Here is a 26,163-nt window from a genome sequence, read left to right as displayed (position 1 = left end):
CGCAGTTTTGCAACGGCGGCACCCGCATCGTTTGCTTTTTCGAAAGCACATCATGGGATCGTCCCGACACTTATTATCGGGATGGGATTCATGGACGCTCGAACAGAAACACGGCATATTCCGCTGTGCGTCGATCTCGACGGCACGCTGATCGCCGCTGATACGCTCTGGGAGGGCGTGGCGATCATTCTCCTGCGCAATCCGTTGATGCTGTTTGCCATGCTCTATTGGGCGGCAAAGGGCAAGGCTCGGCTGAAGCACGAGGTTGCTGCCCGCTCGGGCCGGCAGCCCGCCGATTGGCCCTATCGCGAAGCCGTGCTGAAGCGCTTGAAGCGTGAACATGCGAGTGGCCGGCGCGTCATCCTCGTCACTGGTGCTGCCGAAAGCGTGGCGCGCGGCGTTGCCGCCCATACCGGTGTCTTTTCCTCGGTTATTCACAGTTCGCCCGAACACAATCTCACCAGCCACCGCAAGCGTGACAAGCTGGTCGAAATGTTCGGGGAGGGCGGTTTCGACTATATGGGCAACAGCCGCGACGACGTGCCGGTGTTCGACGCCGCCCGCAAGGCGATTGTCGTTGCCCCGGATGCCGCCGCTGAAAAGTGGCGCCGCGCGCATGATGCCGAACGTCTCGATATTGGCAAGGTCAGCCGGCTGGCCGCGCTCAAGTCCATCCGCGTGCATCAGTGGGCGAAAAACGTCCTGATCGGCGTGCCGATGGTACTGAACCACGACATCCTGCAGATGGATGCGATGGTGAACGTCGTCCTTGCCTTCTTCGCCTTCAGCTTTCTCGCATCCGCCGTCTATGTCATCAACGACCTGTCAGACCTGACCAACGACCGCCGCCATCCGACCAAGCGCAACCGGCCGCTCGCCAGCGGCCAGATGTCGGTGCCGATGGGCCTGACGATCGCGCTCTGCCTGCTTGTCGCATCGCTGTCGCTGACTTTGGTTCTGCCTGTCGATTTCGCCCTCGTACTCGGCTTCTATGCCGTTGCGACGACGGCCTACACTTTCGTGCTGAAGCGCAAGCTGCTGGTCGACGTCTTCACGCTGGCTGGCCTCTATACGGTCCGCATCGTCGCCGGCTCGGCCGCGACCGATACTGAGCTGTCTTTCTGGCTCCTGTCCTTCTCGATCTTCTTTTTCCTCAGCCTGGCACTCGTCAAGCGCTATGTCGAACTCGATGAATACGATGGCCGCGATGGCCATCAGGTTCCGGGTCGCGGCTATATGGCTGTCGATTTCGAGATGGTCGGGCAGGCGGGCGTCTCCTCGGCCTTCGCCGCGGCGCTGGTTCTGGCGCTCTATATCCACAGCAAGGAAATGATGGAGATGTACACGCTGCCCTGGGCATTGTGGCCGCTCTGCCCGCTGGTGCTGTATATGCTGCTCCGCATCTGGATGCTGGCGCGCCGCCGCATGCTGCATGAGGACCCCGTCGTCTTCATCATGCGCGACTGGCGCAGCCTCGTGACGATGGCGATCGGAGCATCGCTCGTCCTGATCGGTGCCTTGGGTTCCCAATGACAGATAGCCAGTTTGACAGCTGGGGTCGGATCGATCGCCGCCCGCGCCAATCCGTGTCTCCCGATGCCTATGACAATCTGCTTGAAGCCGCCGCTGCCGGCGGTTTCCTGCCGTTCGGCAATGGCCGCTCCTATGGCGACAGCTGCCATAACGACGCGGGCCGCCTGATCGAAAGCCGGGTGCGCACCCGCATCCTAGGCTTCGATCCGGGCACCGGCATCATCTCCTGCGATGCCGGCGTGACGCTGCATGGCATCCTGGAAAAATCCATCCCGCACCGCTTCTTCCTGCCGGTGACGCCGGGAACCGCCGCCGTCACAGTAGCCGGCGCGGTCGCCAATGATGTGCACGGGAAGAACCATCACGCCCGCGGCACGTTCGGCCGGCATGTGCGTGCCTTCACGCTGCTGCGCTCCACCGGCGAGCTTTTCACCTGCTCGGCCACGGAAAATCCGGACCTCTTCCGCGCCACGATCGGCGGGATGGGCCTGACGGGACTCATTCTGTCGGTCGACCTGCAACTGATGAAAGTGCCGTCGGCTCATATCCAGCAGCACGCGATCCGCTTCGACAGGCTCGACGATTATTTTGCCATGGTCGAGCGGGTGGATGGAGAACACGAATATTCCGTCGCCTGGATCGACCAGCTGGCGACCGGCAAACGCGCGGGCAGGGGCGTCCTGCTGGCTGGCGACCACGCCGATGCATCCTGCGAATTTCCGGACATGCCGAGGGGCATGAAGCTTTCGGTGCCGGTCTCTCCGCCGTTCAATCTCCTGAATATCGTCACGCTGAAGGCCTTCAATGAACTGTATTTCCGCAAGGAAAAGCGCGGTGAGGCCGTGAAGACAGTGAAATGGCCGGGCTATTTCCATCCGCTTGATGCCATCGGCCACTGGAACCGGCTCTATGGCCCGAAGGGGCTCTACCAGCACCAGAGCGTCTATCCGGCCGAAGCCGCGCCGCAGCTGACCGCGAGCCTGCTCGAAACGGCCCGCAAGGCAGGGCATGCATCCTTCCTGACGGTCCTGAAGAAGTTCGGCGCGCAGCCTTCTGCGGGCCTTCTGTCCTTCGCCCGGCCGGGTTTTACCCTGACCTTGGATTTCGCCAATCAGGGTGAACGAACCCTTAAGCTTCTCGACAGGCTCGATGCGATGGTCATCGAGGCCGGTGGCGCCATCAATCCCTACAAGGATGCGCGCATGAGCCCGCAAACCTTTGATTCTTCTTATCCTCAGTGGCGGAAGCTCGAAGAGCTGCGCGATCCGGTCATGGTCTCCAACTTCTGGAACAGGACGGCATTGGCCCTGCCAAAATGAGAATAGCTAAAGTTTGAATTAAATAAACGCGGGAATTTCACGGATTATACGGCTCTTGCGTGTAGTGATCGGGATGGGAACAGGGAACATCGACATGAAATATATCGTCTTCATTCTCTTCACCGTGCTCACAAACGCGGCCGCACAGCTGATGCTCAAACAAGGCATGCTGTCGCTCGGTCCGTTGAGCTTCACGGCTGATACTTTCATTGCCCGCATCTTCCAGGTGGTCTTCAACCCTTGGGTCTTCGCCGGACTGGTTACTTTCGTCATTTCCATGGCGTCGCATCTCTTCGTCCTGTCGAAGGTCGAGCTTTCGTTTGCCTATCCATTCCTCAGCCTCGCCTATGTGGCCGTGGCCATCTTCGCCTATTTCGTTTTCCACGAGGACCTGAACGCCTGGCGCATTGCCGGCATCGGCTTCATCTGCGTGGGAACCATTCTCATTGCCCAGTCCGGAATGTCTTCCCATGGCGACGAAGCGTCGCTGGAGGCCGCCGGTGCAAAAACAGCTAAAATCGGGAGTGCATCATGAAGCATATCATTTTCGGCGGTGACGGTTTCGTCGGCCGTCATCTGGCAGAACGTCTCGTGCACGACGGTGAAGAAGTTCTCGTTGCCGATATCGCCAAGTCCGACCTGCCGCACTATGCCCGCGCCCGTTTCGTCCATTGCGACGTGACCAATCCAGATGATGTCATGAAGGTCGATATCGGCCCGGACGACATGGTCTACAATATGGCCGCCAAGATGCTGTCGCCGCTGCAGGTTCGCTCCAAGCGCTGGCAGTTCTTCTGGCCGGTCAACTATTACGGCGCCGAAAACATCATGAAGGCGACGGCGAAGTCTGGCGCCAACCGGCTGGTGCAGTTCACCACCGACATGATCTACGGCCATACCGTCATGTCGCCGCAGACCGAGGCGCATCCGGCAAAGCCGCTTGGCGAATACGGCAAGTCGAAATGGGCAACCGAGCAGCTTGCCGCCGAATGGCGCAAGCAGGGCATGAATATCTCGATCTTCCGTCCGCGCCTGATCATCGGCCCCGGCCGTCTCGGCATCCTGGAAAAGCTGTTCAAGCTCATCGACGCCAACCTGCCGGTGCCGATGATCGGTTCGGGCAAGAACCCCTACCAGTTCATCTCGGTGTTCGATTGCGCCGAAGCGGCGCGTCTCGCCTGGAAGGGCGGCGTTCCGAACGAAGCTTACAATCTCGGCTCCGACAACCCGCCGTCGGTGAAGAAGCTGCTCGGCGATCTGATCGTCCATGCCGGTTCGAAGTCTTTCCTGCTGCCGACGCCCGCGTTCGCGGTCAAGGCAACGCTCGCCGCCTTCGATTTCGTTAACCTGCCGATCATGGATCCGGAACAGTACCTGATCGCCGACGAAATGTGCATCCGCGAGACCGGCAAGCTGAAAAGCGAACTGGGCTGGAAGGCTGAATACAACGACGGCGCCATGCTGATTGCGGCTTACGACGAATACCGCGCCAAGAAAGCCGGCAAGATTTTCGCACACACATCCGCCGTTCCGGCCGAATGAACCAGGGGACAACGACAATGCTCGATAAGCCGCAACGCGTCGCCGTCGACGCGCCCGCCCTTGATGGCGGTATCAAGAAGCCGAACCTCCTGACGGTCGAACAGGCCAAGGACATGAGTGTCGCCGACATGACGACGCTGTTCAAGGATCATCTGAATCCAGGCCAGCTTCACTTCATGAAGCTGCTCGGCTTCAACAAGATCAAGGTCGAGACTGCCGAGGGCATGTATTACATCGACCAGAACGGCCGCAAGATCCTCGACTTCTTCGGCGGTTTCGGTTCGCTGGCGCTTGGCCACAATCACCAGCGCCTGATTTCTGCCCGCAAGCAGTTCCAGGACGAGAATCGCCACGAGATCGCCATCGCCTTCATGTCGCAATATGCGGCTGCTCTCGCCAAGAATCTTGCCGAGATCGCCCCGGGCGACCTCGACATGGTCTTCCTCGGCTCTTCCGGCTCCGAGGCAATGGAAGCTGCGATCAAGCTCGCCGAGCGCGTTGCCGGCCCGAAGCGTCCGCGCATCGTCTATGCCGAGAACTCGTTCCACGGAAAGACGCGCGGCGTTCTGTCGATCACCGACGGGCCGCTCTATCGCGGCGAGTTCAAGCTGCTCGAAAACAATGTGAAGGTGCCGTTCGGCGATATCGACGCGATCCGCCGCGCCTTCGAAAGCGACCCAAGCATCGGCGTTCTCGTCCTGGAAACAATCCAGGGCGGCGGCGGCATCAACATCGCCCCGCCGGAGTTCTGGCAGGACGTGCGCGCGCTTTGCAACAAGCACGGCGTCATCTGGGTGGCCGATGAAGTTCAGTGCGGCGTCGGTCGCTCCGGCCGCTTCTTCGCCTTCGAATATGCCAATGTCGTGCCGGATATCACGGCGGTTGCCAAGTCGCTCGGTGGCGGCAAGACGGCCATGGCCGCGATGATCGCCCGCCGCGAGATCTACATGAAGGCCTACGGCACGCCGAAGACGGCGATGATCCACGCCCATGCCACATTCGGCGGTATCGGCGAGGCCTGCATCACGGCAATCGAGACGCTCAACGTCCTCTACGACGAGGACCTGATCGAGAATTCCGCCGTGCAGGGCGAATACCTGCTGGAACGCCTGACGGCGCTGAAGGACAAGTATCCGAAGATCATCAAGGACGTGCGCGGCCAGGGCCTGATGATCGGCCTCGAATTCCAGGACTTCAGCCAGACCCTGCCGCTGGTGTTGCGCCCGGTGGTGGCGGTGCTGGACGACAAGCTGAAGGGTTCGCTCTCGGGCTTCATCGGTGCCCTCCTGCTGCGCGACTACGATACGCTGGTCGCCTTCACCGAATACAATCGCAATGTCATCCGCCTGCTGCCGCCGCTGATCTGCGAGCGCCAGCATGTCGATCACCTCTGCGACGCCCTCGACGACCTGCTCGGCCGGGGCATCGTCCGCATCGTCAAGGATTTCGTCGGCACCCAGTTCGGCTGATCCTCGTCAGCGATATATTTCGATGAAAGGGCGCGGCAGCGATGTCGCGCCCTTCCCATTTCAATGTTTCTGCCCGTTCACAACCATGTCGAACTGAACGATGTTCGAATAGATCGGCGTTCCCGTCGACATGTTGTAGCGGGTGCGATAGACGCCGCCCTGGATGTGGAAGCTGATGACGCGGCGGTTCCATTTCGTCAGCGTCGCGGTGAAATGCTCCGTCTTGGTCATGCCCTTGGCGGTCAGGTTGCCTTCGATCTCGGCCGTGTCGTCGCTTGTCTGCGTGATTTTCGTCGAGCGAAAAACAATCTTCGGATAGGTCTTGGTGTCGAAGATCGCGCTGGAGCGCAGGAATTTCTCGATCCGTTCCTCGCCGGTCTGGACGGACTCGGGAAAAAGCGAAAACTCGACCACCGAGCGGCGGATATCCCTGCCGTCAAGTTGGAAGGTACCGGAAAATTTTCCGAACGATCCGGAAATGCCACCGCCGCCGACCTGGTCGACGGAAAAGCTGATTTTTGACGAACCATCAATGTCGTACCGACCGGCGGCATCGTCGAGTGAGGGGGCTTTTGCTTGCGCAAACCCGGAGGCGAGCGTCAGGGTGGTAAACGTGAGGGCGGCTGCTGTGTAAGCGGGCATGCTGGGCCTCCGGGGGGCTTGAAACTGCTACCTGTCAGACGTCGCCCGCTTCCGGAATATTCCTACCGTTTTCCGAGGCTACCGCGAATCATCCTCGACAACACCCCGTCGCGGCGAATGAACTCGTGGTGAAATGCGGCCACCATATGCAGCACCACAAGACCGCCCATGCCATAGGCGAGAAGAGCATGCGTCGTCGTCCAGAAAGCTTCGGCTTCTGCCGAGGGGCGGAGCGGCAGGTGCGGGACGAGCACGCGGTTGAAGACCAGCGTCGGAATACCCAACGTCGATGTGGACGCCACCGCCCAGCCCGCCAGCGGAACCGCGATCGTCATCGCCAGCAACAGGAGGTGGACTGCGGACGCACTGCGCGCTTCCAGCGGGGAGAGCCCTTTGACCGACGCCGGGTGCCGGTTCGTGAGCCACCAGATGACCCGGATGACCGAGAGCGCCAGCACAGTCATCCCAAAGGATTTGTGCCACTGGTAGAGCGAGAATTGCAGCTCCGGATCGATATCCGGCCGCACCATGATAAAGCCGAGGACGATGAGCCCGAGGATCAGCAAAGCAATCATCCAATGGAGGATGATTGTGCCCCACCCGAAGGTTTCGTGTCCGTTCAGCAGCATCATCGTCCTCCTGTTGGCGGTCTCCGCGGACCACTATAACTCAGACGCACCCGATTGCGCTTTTAGTCCCGCACGCTTTCGAGATCGCGGCTGCACCTGCCGCTTTTCTTTGCCCGACGGATTTGCTAGGGCCTTTGCCGGGAAAAGGATAACGCCCGTGAGGAGATAGCATGACCCCCGACGTGAAGCCGCTTGTTGCCGGAAACTGGAAAATGAACGGTCTGCGCGCGTCGCTCGACCAGATCAAGGCGATGGCGGAAGGCGTCAAGGGCGGCCTGTCCGAAAAGGTCGAGACGCTGATCTGCCCGCCGGCGACCCTGCTTTACGTCGCGACCGCGCTCTGCGACGACAGCCCGCTCCTGATCGGCGCGCAGGATTGCCACCAGAAGGCGTCCGGCGCCCATACCGGTGATGTATCCGCCGAGATGATTGCCGATTGCTTCGGCACCCATGTGATCGTCGGCCATTCCGAGCGCCGCACCGACCATGCCGAAAGCGATGCGCTGGTCCGGGCGAAGGCCGAAGCCGCCTATGCCGCCGATCTGGTCGCCATCATCTGCCTCGGCGAGACCGGTGACGAGCGCAAGGCCGGCCAGACGCTCGATGTCCTGAAGCGCCAGTTGGCCGGCTCGATCCCGGATACGGCCAACGCCGAAAACACGGTTATAGCCTATGAACCTGTCTGGGCGATCGGCACCGGCCTGACGCCGACGGCGGCCGATGTCGAGGAGGCGCATGCCTTCCAGCGCGCCGAACTCGTCGCCCGCTTCGGTGCCGAAGGCGGCAAGATGCGCATTCTCTACGGCGGTTCGGTCAAGCCGGGCAACGCGAAGGAATTGATGGGCGTCGCCAATGTCGATGGCGCGCTGATCGGCGGCGCGAGCTTGAAAGCCGACGACTTCCTCGCCATCTACCGGGCATATGAAGAATTGACGGCTTAACGCCCTTCAGAGACGGGTAGGGGCTTTTAATGGGCGGTGGCATGGTATATGCACCCGCCAACACTCATCTTTGCCGCGTGGAGCGGACGCTGAAACTTGCGTTGCAATGTGGCTTGCGTCTCCCGCCCGGACGATTATTCGATGACGCTCCGCTCTTTCCGACAGGAAGGCCGGGCAGGGCGGCATCCAAGGCAGGACTGGACAAAATGCAGACCGTATTGCTTGTCATCTATCTCATGGTCGTACTGGCGCTGATCGGCGTCGTGCTCATCCAGCGTTCCGAAGGCGGTGGTCTCGGAATCGGCGGCGGTTCGGGCTTCATGTCCGCGCGCGGCACCGCCAATGCGCTGACCCGCACGACGGCGATCCTTGCCACGCTGTTCTTCGTTCTGGCGCTCGGCATGGGCATCCTGTCCCGCTACCAGCCGAATGCGACCGACGTTCTCGACCGCATCCCCGGCACGACCAACAACGGCAACGGCGTCCTGAACGACCTCGGTGGCGCCACCACACCGCCGGCCGGCGAAACGCCTGCCCAGACACCGACACAGTCCGGCACCGACACACAGACCCCGGCCGCGCAGACTCCGGCAACCCAAACGCCGGCCACGACCACGACCGAAACACCTGCCACGCAGACGCCGGCTACAGAGACCAAGCCTGCGACCTCCAGCTCGGACGTTCCGAGCGGCCAGTAAGGCCTGATCGAGATAACATCGCCGGCGGAAGCCAGTCTTCCGCCGGTTTTCTTTTGTTCGAATTCCGACTGCCAAGACTTTTGAACGGAAAAATTCTGGAAGATGAATTTTTCGGTGGCGGAATCATTTTTGAAACGGTATCCGGTGAAGCCCATGGCGCGATATGTATTCATCACTGGCGGCGTGGTTTCTTCCCTTGGAAAAGGGATTGCCGCAGCCGCTCTCGGAGCGTTGCTGCAGGCCCGGGGATACCGGGTGCGGCTTCGCAAACTTGACCCCTATCTGAACGTCGATCCCGGCACGATGAGCCCGACGCAGCACGGCGAGGTGTTCGTCACCGACGACGGCGCGGAAACGGACCTCGACCTCGGTCACTATGAGCGCTTTACCGGCCGCTCGGCGACCAAGACCGACAACATCACCACAGGCCGCATCTACAAAAATATCATCGACAAGGAACGCCGCGGCGATTACCTCGGCGCCACCGTCCAGGTCATTCCGCACGTCACCAACGAGATCAAGAACTTCGTCACCGAAGGCAATGACGACTACGACTTCGTCATCTGCGAAATCGGCGGCACCGTCGGCGATATCGAGGCGATGCCCTTCATGGAAGCGATCCGTCAGTTGAAGAACGACCTGCCGCGCGGCACGTCCGTCTTCGTTCACCTGACTTTGATGCCCTATATCCCGGCCGCTGGCGAGCTGAAGACCAAGCCAACGCAGCATTCCGTCAAGGAACTGCAGGCGCTCGGCATCCATCCCGACATCCTGCTGGTGCGCGCCGATCGCGAAATCCCGGAAGCCGAGCGTCGCAAGCTGTCGCTGTTCTGCAACGTCCGCCCGTCGGCCGTCATCCAGGCACTGGATGTCGCGTCGATCTACGACGTGCCGATCGCCTATCACAAGGAAGGCCTCGACAACGAGGTTCTGGCCGCCTTCGGCATCGAGCCGGCGCCGAAGCCCCGGATCGAAAACTGGGAAGATGTCGCAAACCGCATCCGCACGCCGGAAGGCGAGGTGACCATCGCCATCGTCGGCAAGTATACCGGCCTCAAGGACGCCTATAAGTCGCTGATCGAGGCGCTGTACCACGGCGGCATCGCCAACCGGATCAAGGTCAAGCTGGAATGGATCGAATCGGAGATCTTCGAAAAGGAAGACCCGTCGCCCTATCTTGAAAAAGTCCACGGCATCCTCGTTCCCGGCGGCTTTGGCGAACGCGGTTCGGAAGGTAAGATTCAGGCGGTCCGTTTCGCCCGCGAGCGCAAGGTGCCCTATTTCGGCATCTGCTTCGGCATGCAGATGGCGGTCGTGGAAGCCGCCCGCAATCTCGCCGGCATCGAAAAGGCCTCGTCCACCGAATTTGGCCCGACCGCTGAACCCGTGGTCGGCCTGATGACCGAATGGGTGAAGGGTAACGCACTCGAAAAGCGTGCGGCGTCGGGCGATCTCGGTGGCACGATGCGTCTCGGCGCCTACAAGGCGAGCCTCAAGAAGGGCACCCGCATCGCCGATATCTACGGCTCGACCGACATTTCCGAGCGCCACCGTCATCGCTACGAAGTCAATGTCGATTACAAGGAACGCCTTGAAGCCTGCGGCCTCGATTTCTCCGGCATGTCGCCGGACGGCGTCCTGCCGGAAACCGTCGAATATCCTGATCACCCCTGGTTCATCGGCGTCCAGTACCACCCGGAACTGAAGTCCCGCCCGCTCGACCCGCACCCGTTGTTCGCCAGTTTCATCGAAGCGGCCGTGGAGCAGAGCCGGCTGGTTTGATCCATCATATAGTAGGGAGATGAAGCGATGACTGAAAAGCCTTCGGACATCACCATCTCCCGATACCGCCCGGGCGACGAGACCGGTATCGTCGCCCTGATCGTGTCGATCCAGACGCTCGAATTCGGCGTCGCCACATCGGCCGAAAAACAGCCCGATCTTTTCGATATTCCGAACTTCTACCAGACAGGCGCCGGCGAATTCTGGGTTGCCCGTCATGGCGCCGATATCGTCGGCACGATTGCGATGAAGGATATCGGCGGTGGACAGGCGGCCCTGCGCAAGATGTTCGTCGCCGCGGCGTTCCGCGGTCGCGACCATGCCGTCGCGGCACGGTTGCTCGCCACGCTTGTTCAGGCGGCCCGTGCGGCGCGCATGTCGGACATCTATCTCGGAACCATCGACATGTTCCATGCGGCGCGCCGCTTCTACGAGAAGAATGGCTTTGTCGAGGTTGCCCCGGCCGACCTTCCCCAGACCTTCCCTCGAATGGCTGTCGACAACATGTTCTACCGGTTGAAGCTCTGATCGACCGGCGCCGAAGGTAAAACACCGGCAATGCAGAATTCGTCATTTCGCTATCACGCCTTTGGACAGCCGATCGATCGGATCTCGTTGGAGATATCGCGATTGGAGCCGCCCGCCGCCGGAAAGATGCGGGTGGCGATGTCACTGGTCCCGGTCAATCCTTCCGACCTGATCCCGATCACCGGCGCCTATGCCCATCGCATCCAGCTTCCGGCCGTCGTCGGTTATGAAGGCGTAGGGCGCGTGATCAGTGCTCCCGAATCGCATGCCGTTCTTGTCGGCCGCCGTGTCCTGCCGCTTCGCGGTGCCGGAACCTGGCAGGCCTATGTGGACTGTGACCCCGACCTCGCCATACCCGTGCCTGATGATGTCGAAGACCACATTGCCGCCAGAGCCTATATCAACCCGCTGGCGGCCCTGACCATGCTCGATCGATGGCCGGTCTCGGGAAAGCGTGTGCTTCTCAGCGGCGCGGGTTCGATGTGTGCGGAGCTTCTGGGATCATGGGCAAGGCAACAGGGCGCAGTCGAGGTGCGCGGCATCTACCGGTCGGCAAGCCGCATCACGCGCCTCCTGTCAGCGGGGATCGAGCCGGTGCCGATGGACAATCCCGTCGCGGTGCGACGGGCCGCCGATGATGCGGACCTCGTCTTCGATTCGCTCGGCGGGCCGGTCGGCTCGGCGGTGCTGGAGGGTATGCGGCCCGGCTCGGTCTTCGTCGGCTACGGATTGCTGTCGGGGCAGGGCATCGCATGGTTCAACACCGCTGTCAGCTACCACCGCTTCCATCTGCGCGACACCCTCGCGACGATGTCCGCGTCGGCATGGCGGGAACAGTTTCAACGCCTTTGGCCCAAATTGAGCGAAGCGTCCCTGCCACCCGTGCAGGTGTTCCCAATCGCACATTGGAAAGAGGCTTTGCGACACGCCTCGCTCCCCGGAGCGCCGAAATCCATGCTCTCGTTTTAGGAAACTTGATGATGGCGCGGGGTGACTGTTTAAAACGTGCCCCGGATTGCGCGTCGTGCCACACAACTCTCCGTCATCCTCGCCCTTGAGGCGAGGATCCAGGGACCCGACGGGACGTCGGGTCGTATCCGGTCCTGCGAACCACGATGAGGCGGGGTTAATATCCAGTGCGATGTATCGTGATTCGAGGTTGCCCCTCGAACTCCTGACAAGACCGCACCAGTGATTGAAACGTTTATCTGCGTGTCGCGCCTCTGGATCCTCGCCTCAAGGGCGAGGATGACGGAATGGGTGGAATCTTGGGAGCAAAACCGAAACTTCCGTAGGTGCTAAAATTCAGGTAGATTCGACCAAGGGTCATTTGAACCCAGCATGGGCTTTCCCATTTTAAGCTTCAACGCCAACCATTCCTCTTCTCCCCGGCGGGGAGAAGGTGGCGCAAAGCGCCGGATGAGGGGGGCCGAAGGCCAAGTCAAAAATCCCTCCAATGATAAAAATTCATCCCCGTTCATCCCCGCCCTCAATTCCCGTGCCATGATCATGCCGTCCTGCCCCGGATACACCGCAAGACGTTTGCGGCGAGGCAGGGCTGGCGCTCCACGGAAAGCCTCGGGGGATCCCGAACGTCAGGCGGAACGGAAGGAGAGCCCCCGGAACATGGACCCCCTCCGTCCTTATGGGGTGGGCGTGCCTGTGTGGCACACATGTCGGGAGAAGATGCGTGACGTACCGGGCTGTGTTGCTGAATGCCGGTCCCGGAGACATGCGAAACGCAATCATCCCGAGGCAGAGGGTCTAAAGTCGGGGTCTGTAGGGAGGAAAGCTCCCGAGAGAACGCCAAACGGGGCGCTGGAAGGCGTCAGTCAATTTTCATTCGTTAGAGGCGATTTCCAGTGCCCCGTCCGGATGATCTGAGGTGTCGAAACCACGGCGGTCACCGCGCGGGGCGGATTTGCCGTGTCTGGCCACAGGCAAGGAAACCTTTACATCGGCCGCATCAGCACTAGGTCGGAATGGAACGCCGTCGCAGAGGCGAAAGGATGTCACGATGTTCCACAGCAATCCACCAGCAGCGAACGATGACACGCTTCGCGCTTTGAGGGCCGAGGTGCCCGTCAGTGCCACCCTGCATATCTGGCTGAAGGCGGTGACCCCGGAGGCGCCGGGGCGGATGGCTTTCCTGCTCGGCGGCGACAAGATCGGTGAGGTCGAGGTCGGCAATGCCGAGGAATATGTTTTTCGAACTTTCATCGCAACGAGCGGCGGCGATCTGGCCTGCGTCTATGACACGGCGACCACCGCCGTTTCTGTCGCCTACTTCTTCAATGCGGCTGAGGTGGTCGACAAGGGCATCACCGTGATGCACACCAGCACCGCCAATGCACCGGCGCCCGTTCCGCACGGCTATCATTTCCGTCCGCCCTTCGGCTGGATGAACGATCCTAACGGCTTCGGCCGGTTCCACGGCCGGCCGCACCTGTTCTACCAGCATTATTCCCATGGTCTGCGCTGGAACACCATGCATTGGGGCCATGCTGTGTCCGACGATTACATCCACTGGCATCACATGCCGATCTTCCTGTTTCCCTCGGAGGATCTCACCGCGCGGCCGGACAAGCGGGGCGGGGCCTTTTCCGGATCGGCCATTCCGATCGAAAACGATGGCGGCATCCGTGTGTTCTTTACCGAGCAGGTGATCGAGCGCGAGCCGGAAATCCAGATCCAGCTGACCGCCACCTCGCACAACATCATCACTGCCAGCGAAGCACAGGTGATCCTCGCCAACCGCCCGTCCGGCCTCGGCCTGACGCAGGATTTCCGTGACCCGTACGTCGTCAAGGGACCGGATGGGTTGTGGAAAATGGTGCTCGGCAGCCTGAGCACGCAGGGCGGCGTCATCCTGCTCTACGAGACAGACGATCCGACGGCGGCGAGCGGCTGGCGTTTCGTCGGCACTCTGCTGCTGGAGGAACGGTTCGGCACCGCCGTGATCGAATGTCCATTCCTGCTGCCGCTCAATGGGCCAGCAGACGATCCGAAGACCCGCTGGGCGCTGAGCTACGGGCTGGTCAACAGCACGCATGCCGATACCGGCCGCAAGAACCTGACGCTGGTCGCGGTCGGCCATTTCGATGGTGTGCGGTTCCTTGCCGATTTCGAGCAGGAACTGGATTTCGGCACCGACAATTACGCCTTCCAGGCCTTTGTCGATGGCGAAACGCCCGTCGGCATCGGCTGGCTTGCCAATTGGGCCGACGTTTCCCACGCCATCGATTTTCCGACCGCCATGACCCTGCCGCGCCAGATTCTGCTGGAGGGCGACCGGGTCCTCACACCCCCCGTGCCGGCTGTCGAAACCCTGCGCTCCCGCGTGCTCGATGAAACCTTGCTGCTGAGCGGCGAGACCGTTCTGCTCGATACCGGAGCGGCCGAAATCGTGCTCGAATTGAAGACCCCCGGGGCGCCGTTCACCCTCTATCTCGATCACCCCGGAACGGAACTCGGCGTGCGGGTGGATGGGGCGGGCCTGTCGATCCTCTACGATCGTCCGGATGCCGAAAACATCCCGCGATACCTTGCCCGAGGCGCTCGGCCGTCATCGCTGCGCATCTTCCTCGATGCCGGCTCGATCGAGGTTTTTGCCGACAATGGCCGCTGGTCCGGAACAAAGCGCCTCGAAGGGTTCGAGCCGGTGCATGCGGCCCGGCTGGAGGCAGCGAGCGGCAATGTGCGCTCCGCCATCGTTCATGCGCTGAAGCTGTAGGTGAGTGGAGGTGATCAGTCGAATTTGCCTCAAAACGTCTTTTTAACGTTTACCGGTTAGTAATCTCTCTGAAAGTGAGAGATTTGAGCGATGCGTATTGCGTTTATCGTCGCCCTTCTGCTGCTGACCGGCTGTGCGACTGCCCCCAGACAGATCCAGAACGCCTGCGCGATTTTCGAGCAGCGCGACGGCCTGTTCAACAACTGGCAGCGTGCCGCCAATCACGCAGCGCGCGAATACGGTGTCCCCGTGCCGATCCTCATGGCGACGATCTACACCGAATCCGGCTTTCGCCCCAATGCCCGGCCGCCGCGCACCAAGCTGCTTGGTTTCATTCCCTGGAAGCGGCAGTCCACGGCCTACGGCTTCTCGCAGGCGCTGAACGGTACGTGGTCGGAATACAAGCGTTCGACCGGGCACATGCTGGCACGGAGGACCAAATTCTCTGACGCCGTTCACTTTATTGCCTGGTATCACAGCCGCAATGCAAAGAAGCTGGGTATCGCGAAAACGGACGCCTACAACCTCTACCTCGCCTACTATCTCGGCGACGGCGGTTATCGCAAGGGCGCCTATCGCGGCAATACAAAACTACAGGGCGCCGCCCGCCGGGCCACCAATATCGCCAACAATTATGCCAAGCAGCTGCGCTCCTGCGATTGAGGTCGCTTAGGCCGGAAAAGTCGGATCCCAATAGGGTGGCGCACCGAAGGCGCTGCGCAGGTGGTCCGCCAGCGCGCGCAGCTTGACTGAAGGCCGTCGTCCTTCGGGATGGACGATGTGGATATATTCGAGCTCCGGCTGTACACCAATGTCGATTGTCTCCAACTGCCCTGACGCAATCGCCTCTCCGACCACGAACATCGGCACTAGTGCAATACCGAGGCCGGAAACTGCGGCATCCCGCAGCATGTCGCCATTGTTGACGCCAAATCCCATCTTCCCCCGGACAAGCACGGTTCCCGCCGATGTCGGAAAGCGCCAGTCGGCAACGCCACGATTGGTGTAGAAAATGCCCTTGTGCTGCTCGAGATCCTCGATCGAGGATGGTCTGCCGCGGTCCCGTAGATAGGCGGGGGACGCGACGAGAACGCGGCGGCTGGGGGCAAGGCGCCATGCCATCAGCCGCGAATCGGCGATCGCCCCGTTGCGAACCACGGCGTCGTAACCATCCGCCGCCGCATCGACCCTGCGGTCGTCGAGATCGAGCGTCAGCTGCAGGTTCGGGTACTCGGCCAGAAACGGGTAAAGCGCCGGTCCCAGATGCATCCGCCCGAATGTGACCGGCGCAGAGATGCGCAAGGGGCCGGAAATGGTTCCGCGCCGCTCTGCCATATCTGCGGCAGCTTCCTCGATCTCCTGCACGATTCGGCTCGCCCGCTCCAAAAATGCCGTGCCATCCTCGGTCAAGGTGAGCTTGCGTGTCGTTCGATGAAGGAGCCCGGCGCCCAGGCTGCGCTCAAGCTCGGCGAGCCGCTCGCTGACGACGGATTTGGACAGCCGCAGCCGGCGGGCGGCCTCGCTGATCGAGCCGCTTTCGGCGATTGCGACAAAACTTGTAATGCCGTCGAGCTTGATCATCGTTCGGATTTTCCGGATACGAGTTCCATGATTTGCAGACTAATCCGAACGATAAAAGAAAGCCATATTCGCCTCAAGCAAACGGCATGAAGAGGCGTCAGAACGGCACCTCAACCGCTCTGCCAAAGAGGAAAAGATCATGGAACGCCTGTCCAACAAAGTTGCAATCGTCACCGGCGCCAGCGCCGGCATTGGCCGCGCCACCGCAAAACTGTTCGCCGCGGAAGGCGCAAGGCTCGTCGTCGGTGCGCGTCGCCAGAATGAACTGGATGACCTCGTTGCGGAGATCAAGGCCGCAGGCGGCGAAGCCGTTGCGCTCGCCGGTGATGTCCGCTCGGAGGAGTACGCCAAGGCGCTGGTTACGCTCGCTGTCGAAACCTACGGCCGTCTCGATGTCGCCTTCAACAATGCCGGCACACTCGGCGAAGCCGGGCCTACGACCGGCGTTTCCGAACAGGGCTGGAACGACGCCATCGCCATCAACCTGACCGGTTCGTTCCTGGGCGCCAAGCATCAGATCGCCGAAATGGTCAAGCATGGTGGTGGCTCGGTGATCTTCACATCGACCTTCGTCGGTTACAGCTTCGCTTTCCCCGGCGTTGCAGCCTATGCCGCCTCAAAGGCCGGTCTGATCGGCCTGACGCAGGCGCTCGCCGCTGAATTCGGCCCGCAGGGTGTTCGCGTCAATTCGATCCTGCCCGGCGCTGTTGACACGGCCATGTATCGGGAGATGAATGACACGCCTGAATCCCAGTCCTTCATCACCAACCTCCACGCCCTCAAGCGCGTCGCGACCCCGGAAGAGCTTGCCAAATCGGTGCTTTACCTCGCGTCCGACGATTCGGCTTTTGTGACCGGTACCGCCTCGCTCGTCGATGGTGGCGCGACGATCACCCGCACCTGATTTTTGAACCGAACCCAAAGTCTTCACACATCATTTCCAAGGAGTTTCATCATGTCACGTCTGCAGAACAAGACAGCCCTGATCACCGGCGGCACCAGCGGCATCGGTCTTGAAACAGCCCGCCAGTTCATCGCCGAGGGCGCCAAGGTCGCCGTCACCGGCACCAACCCGAAGACGATCGAGGCTGCGCGCGGCGAACTGGGCGATTCAGCCCTCTTCATCCAGGCCGATGCCGGCGATATCGCCGGCCAGAAGGCCATCGCCGAAACGGTCGGCAAGGCGTTCGGGCATCTCGATATCCTGTTCGTCAATGCCGGTGTCGCAGATTTCCGCCCGATCGAGCAGGTGGATGAAGATGCGTTCGACCGGTCGGTCGCGATCAATGTCAAAGGCCCGTTCTTCCTTATCCAGGCACTGCTGCCCCTGTTCGCCAATCCGGCTTCCATCGTGCTCAACACTTCGATCAACGCGCATATCGGTATGCCGAACACCAGTATCTACGCGCTGACGAAGGCTGCGCTGCTGTCCTTTGCGAAGACCCTGTCGGGCGAACTGATCGGCCGCGGCATTCGCGTCAACGCCGTCAGCCCCGGCCCGGTCGCAACGCCGCTCTATGGCAAGCTTGGCATGTCAGCGGCGGATACCGATGCCATGGCGGCCGCAAAGGTCCCGGTCGGCCGTTTCGGTTACCCGAGTGAAATTGCTAAGGCGGTAGTTTTCCTCGGTTCGGATGAGTCGGCCTATACTGTCGGCAGCGAACTGGTGATCGATGGTGGCATGAGCAATCTTTGACCGATCTTCCACAAGGCCCGGCGTTCATCGCCGGGCCCTGTTGCGTTTTTCTGCCTGATGGCTCGGCAGGGCCTCCAGTTCAACATTTCCTTGATATCGTCGGCCAAAAAAGGCAAAGCACCTGCCAACGAACAGTTTCAGGGAAATTCATGAGCGCTGCCTCCCGCCACCCGCGTCTGCTCGACCATCTGGTTCTGCCGGTCATTGATCTGGCGACGGCCAGACACCGCTACGAACAGCTTGGTTTTACCGTCGCAGCCGATGCGCTTCATCCCTTCGGAACGGAAAACGCCTGTATCTTCCTCGCCGACAAGACCTATCTGGAGCCTCTGGGCATTGCCCAGCGCGAGGATTGCGAGGCAGCGGCGCTTGACGGCAACGTTTTTGTCGCCCGTGATCAAGCCTATCGCTTCCGCAATGGCCAGGATGGTTTCTCGGCGGTCGTGCTCAGCACCAGCGACGCTGCGGTTGATCATGAGCGGTTTCGCGAAAAGGGCATTTCCGGTGGCGACATGCTGGAATTCTCCCGCCCGATGAAATTGCCTGATGGTTCCGAGGGCGTCGGCAGTTTTCGGTTGTCTTTCGCCGCCGATCTGCGCTCGCCGGATTTCTTCTTTTTTACCTGTCAGCGGCTGAAATCGCTGCCGGCCGACCGCTCGGCACTTGAAACCCATGCCAACGGTGTCGTCGGCATGGCGGAAGTGGTTCTGTCCGAGCCGAACCCCACCGATTTCCAGTATCTATTGCAGGAAGCGGTCGATGAGCCGCAGGTCTCGGCCCATTCGTTCGGCATGGACATCGACACACGCAACGGCGTCAAGATTTCCGTCCTGAATCAGGCTGGAATGTCCGGCTTTTACGACCGCAAGGCGACCGGCAATTCGCGTGGTCTGGTCGGGCAGGCGGTGGTCTTCAAGGTTGCCGATCTCGAAGCGACCGGACGCCTTCTTGCCGCAAACGCGGTTTCCACCATCAGAAAAGACAATCGCCTTGTTGTTCCGGAGGCTCCGGGGCAGGGCGTCATTTTCGTATTCGGAGAATAATCATGCAGACCAATGCAAATGTCGTTGCCGGCAGCGGTGCGAACCAGGTCGTGTTTTCCAACACACAGAAGCTGTCGCTGATCGCCGGCCCCTGCCAGATGGAGAGCCGTGATCATGCCTTCATGATCGCCGGCACGATGGTCGAGCTCTGCAAGTCGCTCGGCCTCGGCCTCGTCTACAAGTCGTCCTTCGACAAGGCCAACCGCACTTCGCTCTCCGGCAAGCGCGGCATCGGCCTGGACAAGGCGATGGAAATCTTTGCCGATCTCAAGAAGGAATATGGCTTCCCGGTCCTGACCGACATCCACACGGAAGAGCAGTGCGGCCTTGTCGCCCCGACCGTCGACATTCTGCAGATTCCGGCATTTCTCAGCCGCCAGACCGACCTGTTGATCGCCGCCGCTAAGACGGACCGGGTCATCAACGTCAAGAAGGGCCAGTTCCTCGCCCCTTGGGACATGAAGAACGTGCTGGCCAAGTTTACCGAGAGCGGCAACCCGAACGTCCTGCTCTGCGAGCGCGGCGCTTCCTTCGGTTACAACACGCTGGTGTCCGACATGCGCTCGCTGCCGATCATGGCGAGCCTCGGTGCGCCTGTTGTCTTCGATGCGACCCATTCGGTTCAGCAGCCGGGCGGGCAGGGCGGTTCCTCGGGTGGACAGCGTGAATTCGTCGAAACGCTGGCGCGTGCCGCCGTTGCCGTCGGCGTCGCCGGCGTCTTCATCGAGACGCATGAGGATCCCGACAATGCGCCGTCCGATGGCCCGAACATGGTTCACCTGAAGGACATGCCGCGCCTTCTGGAAACGCTGCTGGCCTTCGACGCCGTGGCAAAGCGCTGAAGCCGGCGTTTGTGAATTTTTCTTGAAGGTACGGGTGCGGACCGCAATTGCCCGGACCTGCCATTGTAATTTCCGGTCCATGAATTATGACAGGACCATCCTCCACCACTATGTTTGAAGCAGGGAAGAGACCATGACTGCAATCATCGACATCATCGGCCGTGAAATTCTCGATAGCCGGGGCAACCCGACGGTCGAAGTCGACGTTCATCTCGAAGACGGCAGCTTTGGCCGCGCAGCCGTTCCGTCGGGTGCTTCCACTGGCGCGCATGAAGCCGTCGAACTGCGTGATGGTGGCAAGCGTTACCTTGGCAAGGGTGTCGAAAAGGCAGTCGAAGCCGTCAACGGCGAACTGTTCGAAGCGATCGGCGGCATGGACGCCGAAGACCAGCTGCACATCGACGCAACGATGATCGAACTGGACGGCACGGCGAACAAGTCGCGCCTCGGCGCCAACGCCATCCTCGGCGTCTCGCTGGCCGTTGCCAAGGCAGCCGCCGAAGCTTCCGGCCTGCCGCTTTATCGTTATGTCGGCGGCCCGAACGCCCGCCTGCTGCCGGTTCCGATGATGAACATCATCAACGGCGGCGCGCATGCCGACAATCCGATCGACTTCCAGGAATTCATGATCGTGCCGGTTGGCGCAGACACCCTGCGTGACGCCGTTCGCATGGGTTCTGAAGTGTTCCACACGCTGAAGAAGCAGCTGGCCGCCGATGGCCACAACACCAACGTTGGCGATGAAGGCGGTTTTGCCCCGGGTCTCGCTTCGGCGCCGGCCGCCCTCGACTTCATCATGAAGTCGATCGAAAAGGCCGGATACAAGCCGGGCGACGACATGCACATCGCGCTCGACTGCGCCTCGACCGAATTCTTCAAGAACGGCAAGTACCATCTGGAAGGCGAAGGCCGTACGCTCGAGCCGGAAGCAATGGCCGATTACCTCGCCGAACTCGCTGCCAAGTACCCGATCTTCTCGATCGAAGACGGCATGGCTGAAGATGACTGGGAAGGCTGGAAGTACCTGACCGACAAGATCGGCGGCAAGACGCAGCTGGTCGGTGACGATCTGTTCGTTACCAATTCCTCGCGCCTGCGCGACGGTATCAAGATGGGCGTCGCCAACTCGATCCTCGTTAAGGTCAACCAGATCGGTTCGCTGTCGGAAACGCTCGATGCTGTCGAGACCGCGCACAAGGCTCGTTACTCCGCCGTCATGTCGCACCGTTCGGGCGAGACCGAGGATTCGACCATTGCCGATCTCGCTGTTGCCACCAACTGCGGACAGATCAAGACCGGCTCGCTGGCCCGCTCCGACCGTACCGCCAAGTATAACCAACTGATCCGCATCGAGGAGCAGCTCGGCCCGCAGGCCAAGTATGCAGGCCGTTCGATCCTGCGCGGCTGATCCGGCCCATCCCTGAAATGAACGAACCCGCGTCTGGCAACAGGCGCGGGTTTTTCGTGGCCGGCGTTTATGGTCAACGGTCGGTTAATCTATGGCTGCTAGCGTGTTCAGGTATTGCGTATCAGGGCATGATCGATGTGGACCAAACACCATAAGAAACGGAAGCTGGGGCGGTTTGTCATGCCGCTCATCGCCATCGCTTTCCTCTCCTATTTCGGCTATCATTCCGTTCATGGCGAATATGGCCTCAAGGCAACCGAGAAGTTCGATCGCCAGCGAATCGTGCGTCAGGCTCGCCTTGACGAGTTGACGACGCAGCGCCAGACGCTGGAAAGGGAAGTCGCGCTCCTGAGTGACGGCTCGCTTGAACGCGACATGCTGGATGAAAAAGCCCGCTTCGGCCTGAATATGTCGCGCGGCGACGAAATCGTGATTTTTCATTAATTTGCCATATTAACCGAAAGCAGGTTAATTCAAATTTCCGATTAAATTTCATATATTTAACCGGAATATAAGCCATGCAAATATGGCATTGCTGTGATCGCATTCTTTGCCTATGGTACCTGCAAAAGCCAACCATAGGGAGGATTGAATGGCTCCGCGAAAAACCGCGTCCGTTTCCAGCCGCAAAACAGCGGCAAAGCCCGCCAAGAAGGAATTCACCGGCTCCAATATCGCTGAGTTCGATCGCGATCAGGATTTGAAGGCCTACCGTGAAATGCTTCTGATCCGCCGCTTCGAAGAGAAGGCGGGCCAGCTTTACGGGATGGGCTTCATAGGCGGCTTCTGTCACCTTTACATCGGCCAGGAAGCTGTCGTCGTCGGCATGCAGATGGCGCAGAAGGAAGGCGACCAGGTTATCACCGCTTATCGTGACCATGGTCACATGCTGGCCTGCGGTATGGAAGCCCGCGGTGTCATGGCCGAACTGACCGGCCGCCGGAACGGCTATTCCCACGGGAAAGGCGGTTCGATGCACATGTTCTCCAAGGAAAAGCACTTCTACGGCGGCCACGGCATCGTCGGTGCGCAGGTATCGCTCGGCACCGGTCTCGCCTTTGCCAATGCCTATCGTGGTAACGACAGCGTTTCCGTCGCCTATTTCGGCGATGGCGCGGCCAACCAGGGACAGGTCTACGAGAGCTTCAACATGGCCGCTCTCTGGAAGCTGCCGATCGTCTACATCATCGAGAACAACCGCTACGCCATGGGCACGTCGACTGCCCGCGCAACGGCGCAGTCGAACTACTCGCTGCGCGGTTCGGGCTTCGGCATTCCCGGCATGCAGGTCGATGGCATGGATGTGCGTGCCGTCAAGGCCGCAGCCGACGAGGCGCTCGAGCATTGCCGTTCCGGCAAGGGTCCGATCATCCTCGAAATGCTGACCTATCGCTACCGCGGCCATTCGATGTCCGATCCGGCGAAATACCGTTCCAAGGACGAAGTGCAGAAGATGCGCTCGGAATATGACCCGATCGAGCAGGTGAAGGCTCGTCTCATCGAGAAGGGCTGGGCGACCGAGGACGATCTCAAGGCCGTCGACAAGGACGTCCGCGACATCGTTGCTGACAGCGCCGATTTTGCACAGTCGGATCCGGAGCCGGATGTATCCGAGCTCTACACCGACATTCTGCTCTAAGGTTGGGGTTCGCAGAATGGGTGTCTTCCAGACTGCTTGGGACAGCTTGCCCCGACTACCGGTCGGATGGCTCAAGCAGTTTTGGATTGTCGCACTCCTTCTGATCGTTCCAGGCGTGCTGTACGGACAGCATCTGGGTAGAAAAGCCGTCGAAGAAGGTCGCGCCAGGCTTTGGTTTGGTCAGGTATCGAATTTTACGGCTTGGGGTGAGCTATTTCGACACGCATCAGCAGGCAATAAAACTGCCCGTGTCGTCTTGGCTCTACAACTATCCACGATAGTTCTGTTCGTCATATTGATGGTTTGGCCGAAAGCTGCGGCTCAATAGTTAAATTTTGGGTGAGGAAACGATGCCAATAGAAATTCTGATGCCGGCCCTGTCGCCGACGATGGAGGAGGGCACTCTCTCCAAATGGCTGAAAAACGAGGGTGACAAGGTCACTTCCGGCGACGTGATCGCCGAAATCGAAACCGACAAGGCGACCATGGAAGTGGAAGCCGTTGATGAAGGTGTGATCGGCAAAATCCTGATTGCTGCCGGCACCGAGAACGTCAAGGTCAACACGGCGATCGCCGTGCTGTTGCAGGACGGCGAGAGCGCCAGCGATATTGCCGCGCCGAAGGCTGCTGCACCTGCCGCCGAGCCGGCAAAGGCGGAAGCAGCACCTGTCAAGTCCGAAGCGGCGGCTCCCGTCGCAGCCCAGCCGAAGGCCGACATCCCGTCCGATCCGGATATTCCGGCCGGTACCGAAATGGTTTCGACCACCGTTCGCGAAGCACTTCGCGATGCGATGGCCGAAGAAATGCGCCGCGATCCCGACGTCTTCGTCATGGGCGAGGAAGTTGCCGAATACCAGGGCGCCTACAAGATCACCCAAGGGTTGCTGCAGGAATTCGGCGCACGCCGCGTCATCGATACGCCGATCACCGAACACGGCTTTGCCGGCGTCGGCGTCGGTGCTGCGATGTCGGGCCTGAAGCCGATCATCGAGTTCATGACCTTCAACTTCGCCATGCAGGCGATCGACCAGATCATCAACTCCGCCGCCAAGACGCTCTATATGTCCGGCGGTCAGATGGGCGCTCCGATCGTGTTTCGTGGTCCCAACGGTGCGGCTGCCCGCGTCGGCGCGCAGCACAGCCAGGATTACGCCACCTGGTACAGCCAGATTCCGGGCCTCAAGGTCGTCATGCCCTATACGGCAGCCGACGCCAAGGGTCTGCTGAAGGCGGCGATCCGCGATCCGAATCCGGTCGTCTTCCTTGAAAACGAAATCCTTTACGGTCAGTCGTTCGATGTGCCGAAGATGGACGATTTCGTCCTGCCGATCGGCAAGGCGCGCATTCACCGCAAGGGCAACGACGTCACCATCGTCTCCTTCGGCATCGGCATGACCTATGCGGTCAAGGCTGTCGCCGAATTAGAAAAGGAAGGTATCGACGCCGAACTGATCGATCTTCGCACGCTGCGTCCGATGGACCTGCCGACCGTCATCGAATCCGTCAAGAAGACGGGCCGTCTCGTCACGGTCGAAGAAGGCTATCCCCAGAACTCGATCGGCACCGAAATCGCCACCCGCGTCATGCAGCAGGCCTTCGACTATCTCGATGCGCCGGTCCTGACGATCGCCGGCAAGGACGTGCCGATGCCGTATGCCGCCAACCTTGAAAAGCTGGCTCTGCCAAGTGTCGCTGAAGTCGTCCAGGCGGTGAAGACCGTCTGCTACAAGTAAAGGGGAGGGTGAAGAGATGCCTATCAACATCACCATGCCGGCCCTTTCGCCCACGATGGAAGAGGGAAACCTTGCCAAGTGGCTGGTCAAGGAAGGCGACAAGGTCAAGTCCGGCGACGTTCTCTGCGAGATCGAAACTGACAAGGCGACGATGGAAGTCGAATCAGTCGACGAGGGTACCGTTGCGAAGATCGTCGTTCCGGCTGGAACAGAAGCGGTTAAGGTGAATGCCTTGATCGCCATTCTCGCCGCCGACGGCGAGGATGTTTCGGCAGCCGCCGCCGGTGGTGGCGCTGCACCCGCTGCCAAGGCGGAGCCGGCAAAGGCTGAGGCTGCCCCTGCAAAGGCAGAGGCCGCTGCGCCGGCACCTGCTGCACAGACTGCAACTCCGGCTGCGGCATCGTCGGGTGCGCGGCCGTTCTCGTCGCCGTTGGCCCGCCGTCTTGCGAAGGAAGCTGGGATCGATCTGTCTGCGGTCGCCGGCACCGGTCCGCATGGCCGCGTCGTCAAGAGTGATATCGAGAAGGCTGTCGCCGGTGGTGGCGCCAAGGCTGCTCCGGCTGCCGCTGCTGCACCGACTGCTGCCGCAGCAACGGCTCCGGCTGCCGCAAAGGGACAGTCAGACGAGGCGATCCTCAAGAACTTCGCCGACGGTTCCTACGAGCTCGTGCCGCATGACGGTATGCGCAAGACCATCGCCAAGCGCCTGCAGGAGAGCAAGCAGACCATTCCGCACTTCTACGTCTCCGTGGATTGCGAGCTGGATGCGCTGTTGGCTCTGCGTGCCCAGATCAATTCGTCCGCACCGGAAAAGGACGGCAAGCCCGTCTATAAGCTTTCGGTCAACGACATGGTCATCAAGGCGCTGGCGCTGGCGTTGCGTGACGTTCCGGACGCCAACGTGTCGTGGACAGACTCGAACATGGTCAAGCACAAGCACGCCGATGTCGGCGTTGCCGTCTCGATCCCTGGCGGCCTGATCACCCCGATCATTCGCTCGGCTGAAACCAAGAGCCTCTCGGCCATCTCCAACGAGATGAAGGACCTCGGCGCCCGCGCCAAGGGCCGCAAGCTGAAGCCCGAGGAATATCAGGGCGGCACGACGGCGGTTTCAAATATGGGCATGATGGGCGTCAAGAACTTCGCCGCCGTCGTCAACCCGCCGCATGCGACGATCCTGGCGATCGGTGCAGGCGAGGAACGCGTCGTCGTCAAGAAGGGCCAGATGGTTGTCGCCAATGTGATGACCGTGACCCTCTCGACCGACCACCGTGCCGTCGATGGCGCGCTCGGTGCCGAACTGCTCGGCGCCTTCAAGCGCTACATCGAAAACCCGATGGGTATGCTGGTCTGACGGTAAGAAGGCGTCCGACAATGTCCTGCAGGGTGGCAAAAGCAGCTGAAA

The 26,163-nt window shown here is 60.7% G+C and carries 24 protein-coding genes; 21 read left to right on the top strand and 3 right to left on the bottom strand.

Going from position 1 to position 26,163, the window contains the following annotated elements; genetic code table 11:
* The first annotated feature begins 90 nt into the window (after positions 1-90).
* From ASG68_RS23075 to ASG68_RS23055, 5 genes are all read left to right on the top strand, one after another.
* Positions 91-1,533 carry a UbiA family prenyltransferase gene (locus tag ASG68_RS23075; RefSeq protein WP_062585448.1) on the top strand — a complete coding sequence of 481 codons (1,443 nt, stop codon included), beginning with the start codon at positions 91-93 and terminating at the stop codon, positions 1,531-1,533.
* Positions 1,530-2,852 carry an FAD-binding protein gene (locus ASG68_RS23070; RefSeq protein ID WP_062585450.1) on the top strand — a complete coding sequence of 441 codons (1,323 nt, stop codon included), beginning with the start codon at positions 1,530-1,532 and terminating at the stop codon, positions 2,850-2,852. The genes ASG68_RS23075 and ASG68_RS23070 overlap by 4 nt, the downstream gene beginning before the upstream one ends.
* A gap of 94 nt (positions 2,853-2,946) precedes the next feature.
* Positions 2,947-3,387 carry a transporter gene (locus ASG68_RS23065; RefSeq protein WP_062585451.1) on the top strand — a complete coding sequence of 147 codons (441 nt, stop codon included), beginning with the start codon at positions 2,947-2,949 and terminating at the stop codon, positions 3,385-3,387.
* Positions 3,384-4,394 carry an NAD-dependent epimerase/dehydratase family protein gene (locus ASG68_RS23060; RefSeq protein WP_062602150.1) on the top strand — a complete coding sequence of 337 codons (1,011 nt, stop codon included), beginning with the start codon at positions 3,384-3,386 and terminating at the stop codon, positions 4,392-4,394. The genes ASG68_RS23065 and ASG68_RS23060 overlap by 4 nt, the downstream gene beginning before the upstream one ends.
* Before the next feature lie 17 nt (positions 4,395-4,411).
* Entirely contained in the window at positions 4,412-5,863 is a 1,452-nt protein-coding gene (locus ASG68_RS23055) for an aspartate aminotransferase family protein (RefSeq protein ID WP_200943225.1), read from the top strand.
* A gap of 60 nt (positions 5,864-5,923) precedes the next feature.
* Here ASG68_RS23055 and ASG68_RS23050 read toward each other — a convergent pair whose 3' ends face one another.
* Positions 5,924-6,505, bottom strand: coding sequence for a YceI family protein (locus ASG68_RS23050; RefSeq protein WP_062585457.1), 582 nt, complete (start codon positions 6,503-6,505; stop codon positions 5,924-5,926).
* Positions 6,506-6,567: 62 nt separating this feature from the next.
* Complete coding sequence (locus ASG68_RS23045; protein WP_156373657.1) at positions 6,568-7,137, bottom strand: cytochrome b; 570 nt, start codon at positions 7,135-7,137, stop codon at positions 6,568-6,570.
* Between the two features lie 167 nt (positions 7,138-7,304).
* On the opposite strand from ASG68_RS23045, the gene tpiA reads away from it, so the two are divergent.
* The 7 genes from tpiA to ASG68_RS23010 all read left to right on the top strand — a co-directional run bounded on the left by tpiA (position 7,305) and on the right by ASG68_RS23010 (position 15,479).
* On the top strand, positions 7,305-8,075 hold the full coding sequence (gene tpiA, locus ASG68_RS23040; protein WP_062585461.1) for a triose-phosphate isomerase: 771 nt from the start codon (positions 7,305-7,307) through the stop codon (positions 8,073-8,075).
* A 206-nt stretch (positions 8,076-8,281) separates the two neighbouring features.
* Positions 8,282-8,773 carry a preprotein translocase subunit SecG gene (gene secG, locus ASG68_RS23035; protein ID WP_062585463.1) on the top strand — a complete coding sequence of 164 codons (492 nt, stop codon included), beginning with the start codon at positions 8,282-8,284 and terminating at the stop codon, positions 8,771-8,773.
* Positions 8,774-8,917: 144 nt separating this feature from the next.
* On the top strand, positions 8,918-10,555 hold the full coding sequence (locus tag ASG68_RS23030; RefSeq protein ID WP_062585845.1) for a CTP synthase: 1,638 nt from the start codon (positions 8,918-8,920) through the stop codon (positions 10,553-10,555).
* Positions 10,556-10,582: 27 nt separating this feature from the next.
* Positions 10,583-11,083 (top strand): GNAT family N-acetyltransferase, encoded by a 501-nt coding sequence (locus tag ASG68_RS23025; protein WP_062585465.1) that lies wholly within the window; start codon positions 10,583-10,585, stop codon positions 11,081-11,083.
* Positions 11,084-11,113: 30 nt separating this feature from the next.
* Positions 11,114-12,052 carry a zinc-dependent alcohol dehydrogenase family protein gene (locus tag ASG68_RS23020; RefSeq protein ID WP_062585467.1) on the top strand — a complete coding sequence of 313 codons (939 nt, stop codon included), beginning with the start codon at positions 11,114-11,116 and terminating at the stop codon, positions 12,050-12,052.
* A 1,048-nt stretch (positions 12,053-13,100) separates the two neighbouring features.
* A complete protein-coding gene (locus ASG68_RS23015; RefSeq protein ID WP_062585469.1) occupies positions 13,101-14,816 on the top strand; it encodes a glycoside hydrolase family 32 protein in 1,716 nt (571 codons plus the stop codon).
* 90 nt (positions 14,817-14,906) lie between these two features.
* A complete protein-coding gene (locus ASG68_RS23010) occupies positions 14,907-15,479 on the top strand; it encodes a transglycosylase SLT domain-containing protein (RefSeq protein WP_062585472.1) in 573 nt (190 codons plus the stop codon).
* Between the two features lie 6 nt (positions 15,480-15,485).
* On the opposite strand, the gene ASG68_RS23005 is transcribed toward ASG68_RS23010, so the two are convergent.
* Positions 15,486-16,397, bottom strand: a complete 912-nt coding sequence (locus tag ASG68_RS23005) for a LysR family transcriptional regulator (protein ID WP_062585474.1) — start codon at positions 16,395-16,397, stop codon at positions 15,486-15,488.
* Positions 16,398-16,536: 139 nt separating this feature from the next.
* On the opposite strand from ASG68_RS23005, the gene ASG68_RS23000 reads away from it, so the two are divergent.
* From ASG68_RS23000 to ASG68_RS22960, 9 genes are all read left to right on the top strand, one after another.
* Positions 16,537-17,301 carry an SDR family oxidoreductase gene (locus ASG68_RS23000; protein WP_062585476.1) on the top strand — a complete coding sequence of 255 codons (765 nt, stop codon included), beginning with the start codon at positions 16,537-16,539 and terminating at the stop codon, positions 17,299-17,301.
* A 51-nt stretch (positions 17,302-17,352) separates the two neighbouring features.
* Complete coding sequence (locus ASG68_RS22995; protein ID WP_062585479.1) at positions 17,353-18,093, top strand: SDR family oxidoreductase; 741 nt, start codon at positions 17,353-17,355, stop codon at positions 18,091-18,093.
* 149 nt (positions 18,094-18,242) lie between these two features.
* The gene (locus tag ASG68_RS22990; protein WP_062585482.1) at positions 18,243-19,136 is read left to right on the top strand and encodes a VOC family protein; all 894 of its coding nucleotides are present in this window, start codon (positions 18,243-18,245) and stop codon (positions 19,134-19,136) included.
* Positions 19,136-19,978, top strand: coding sequence for a 3-deoxy-8-phosphooctulonate synthase (kdsA, locus tag ASG68_RS22985; protein WP_200943232.1), 843 nt, complete (start codon positions 19,136-19,138; stop codon positions 19,976-19,978). Before ASG68_RS22990 ends, kdsA begins: the two co-directional genes overlap by 1 nt.
* Before the next feature lie 133 nt (positions 19,979-20,111).
* Positions 20,112-21,386, top strand: a complete 1,275-nt coding sequence (eno, locus tag ASG68_RS22980; RefSeq protein WP_062585486.1) for a phosphopyruvate hydratase — start codon at positions 20,112-20,114, stop codon at positions 21,384-21,386.
* A gap of 135 nt (positions 21,387-21,521) precedes the next feature.
* Complete coding sequence (locus tag ASG68_RS22975; protein WP_062585489.1) at positions 21,522-21,830, top strand: FtsB family cell division protein; 309 nt, start codon at positions 21,522-21,524, stop codon at positions 21,828-21,830.
* 148 nt (positions 21,831-21,978) lie between these two features.
* Positions 21,979-23,025 (top strand): pyruvate dehydrogenase (acetyl-transferring) E1 component subunit alpha, encoded by a 1,047-nt coding sequence (gene pdhA, locus ASG68_RS22970; RefSeq protein ID WP_062585491.1) that lies wholly within the window; start codon positions 21,979-21,981, stop codon positions 23,023-23,025.
* A 350-nt stretch (positions 23,026-23,375) separates the two neighbouring features.
* The gene (locus ASG68_RS22965; RefSeq protein WP_062585493.1) at positions 23,376-24,758 is read left to right on the top strand and encodes a pyruvate dehydrogenase complex E1 component subunit beta; all 1,383 of its coding nucleotides are present in this window, start codon (positions 23,376-23,378) and stop codon (positions 24,756-24,758) included.
* Between the two features lie 16 nt (positions 24,759-24,774).
* Complete coding sequence (locus ASG68_RS22960) at positions 24,775-26,112, top strand: pyruvate dehydrogenase complex dihydrolipoamide acetyltransferase (protein ID WP_062585496.1); 1,338 nt, start codon at positions 24,775-24,777, stop codon at positions 26,110-26,112.
* Positions 26,113-26,163 lie beyond the last annotated feature (51 nt).

This window comes from Rhizobium sp. Leaf453 (genome assembly GCF_001425605.1).
Taxonomy (GTDB): Bacteria; Pseudomonadota; Alphaproteobacteria; order Rhizobiales; family Rhizobiaceae; genus Pararhizobium.
This window is presented reverse-complemented; position numbering and strand designations above follow the sequence as displayed.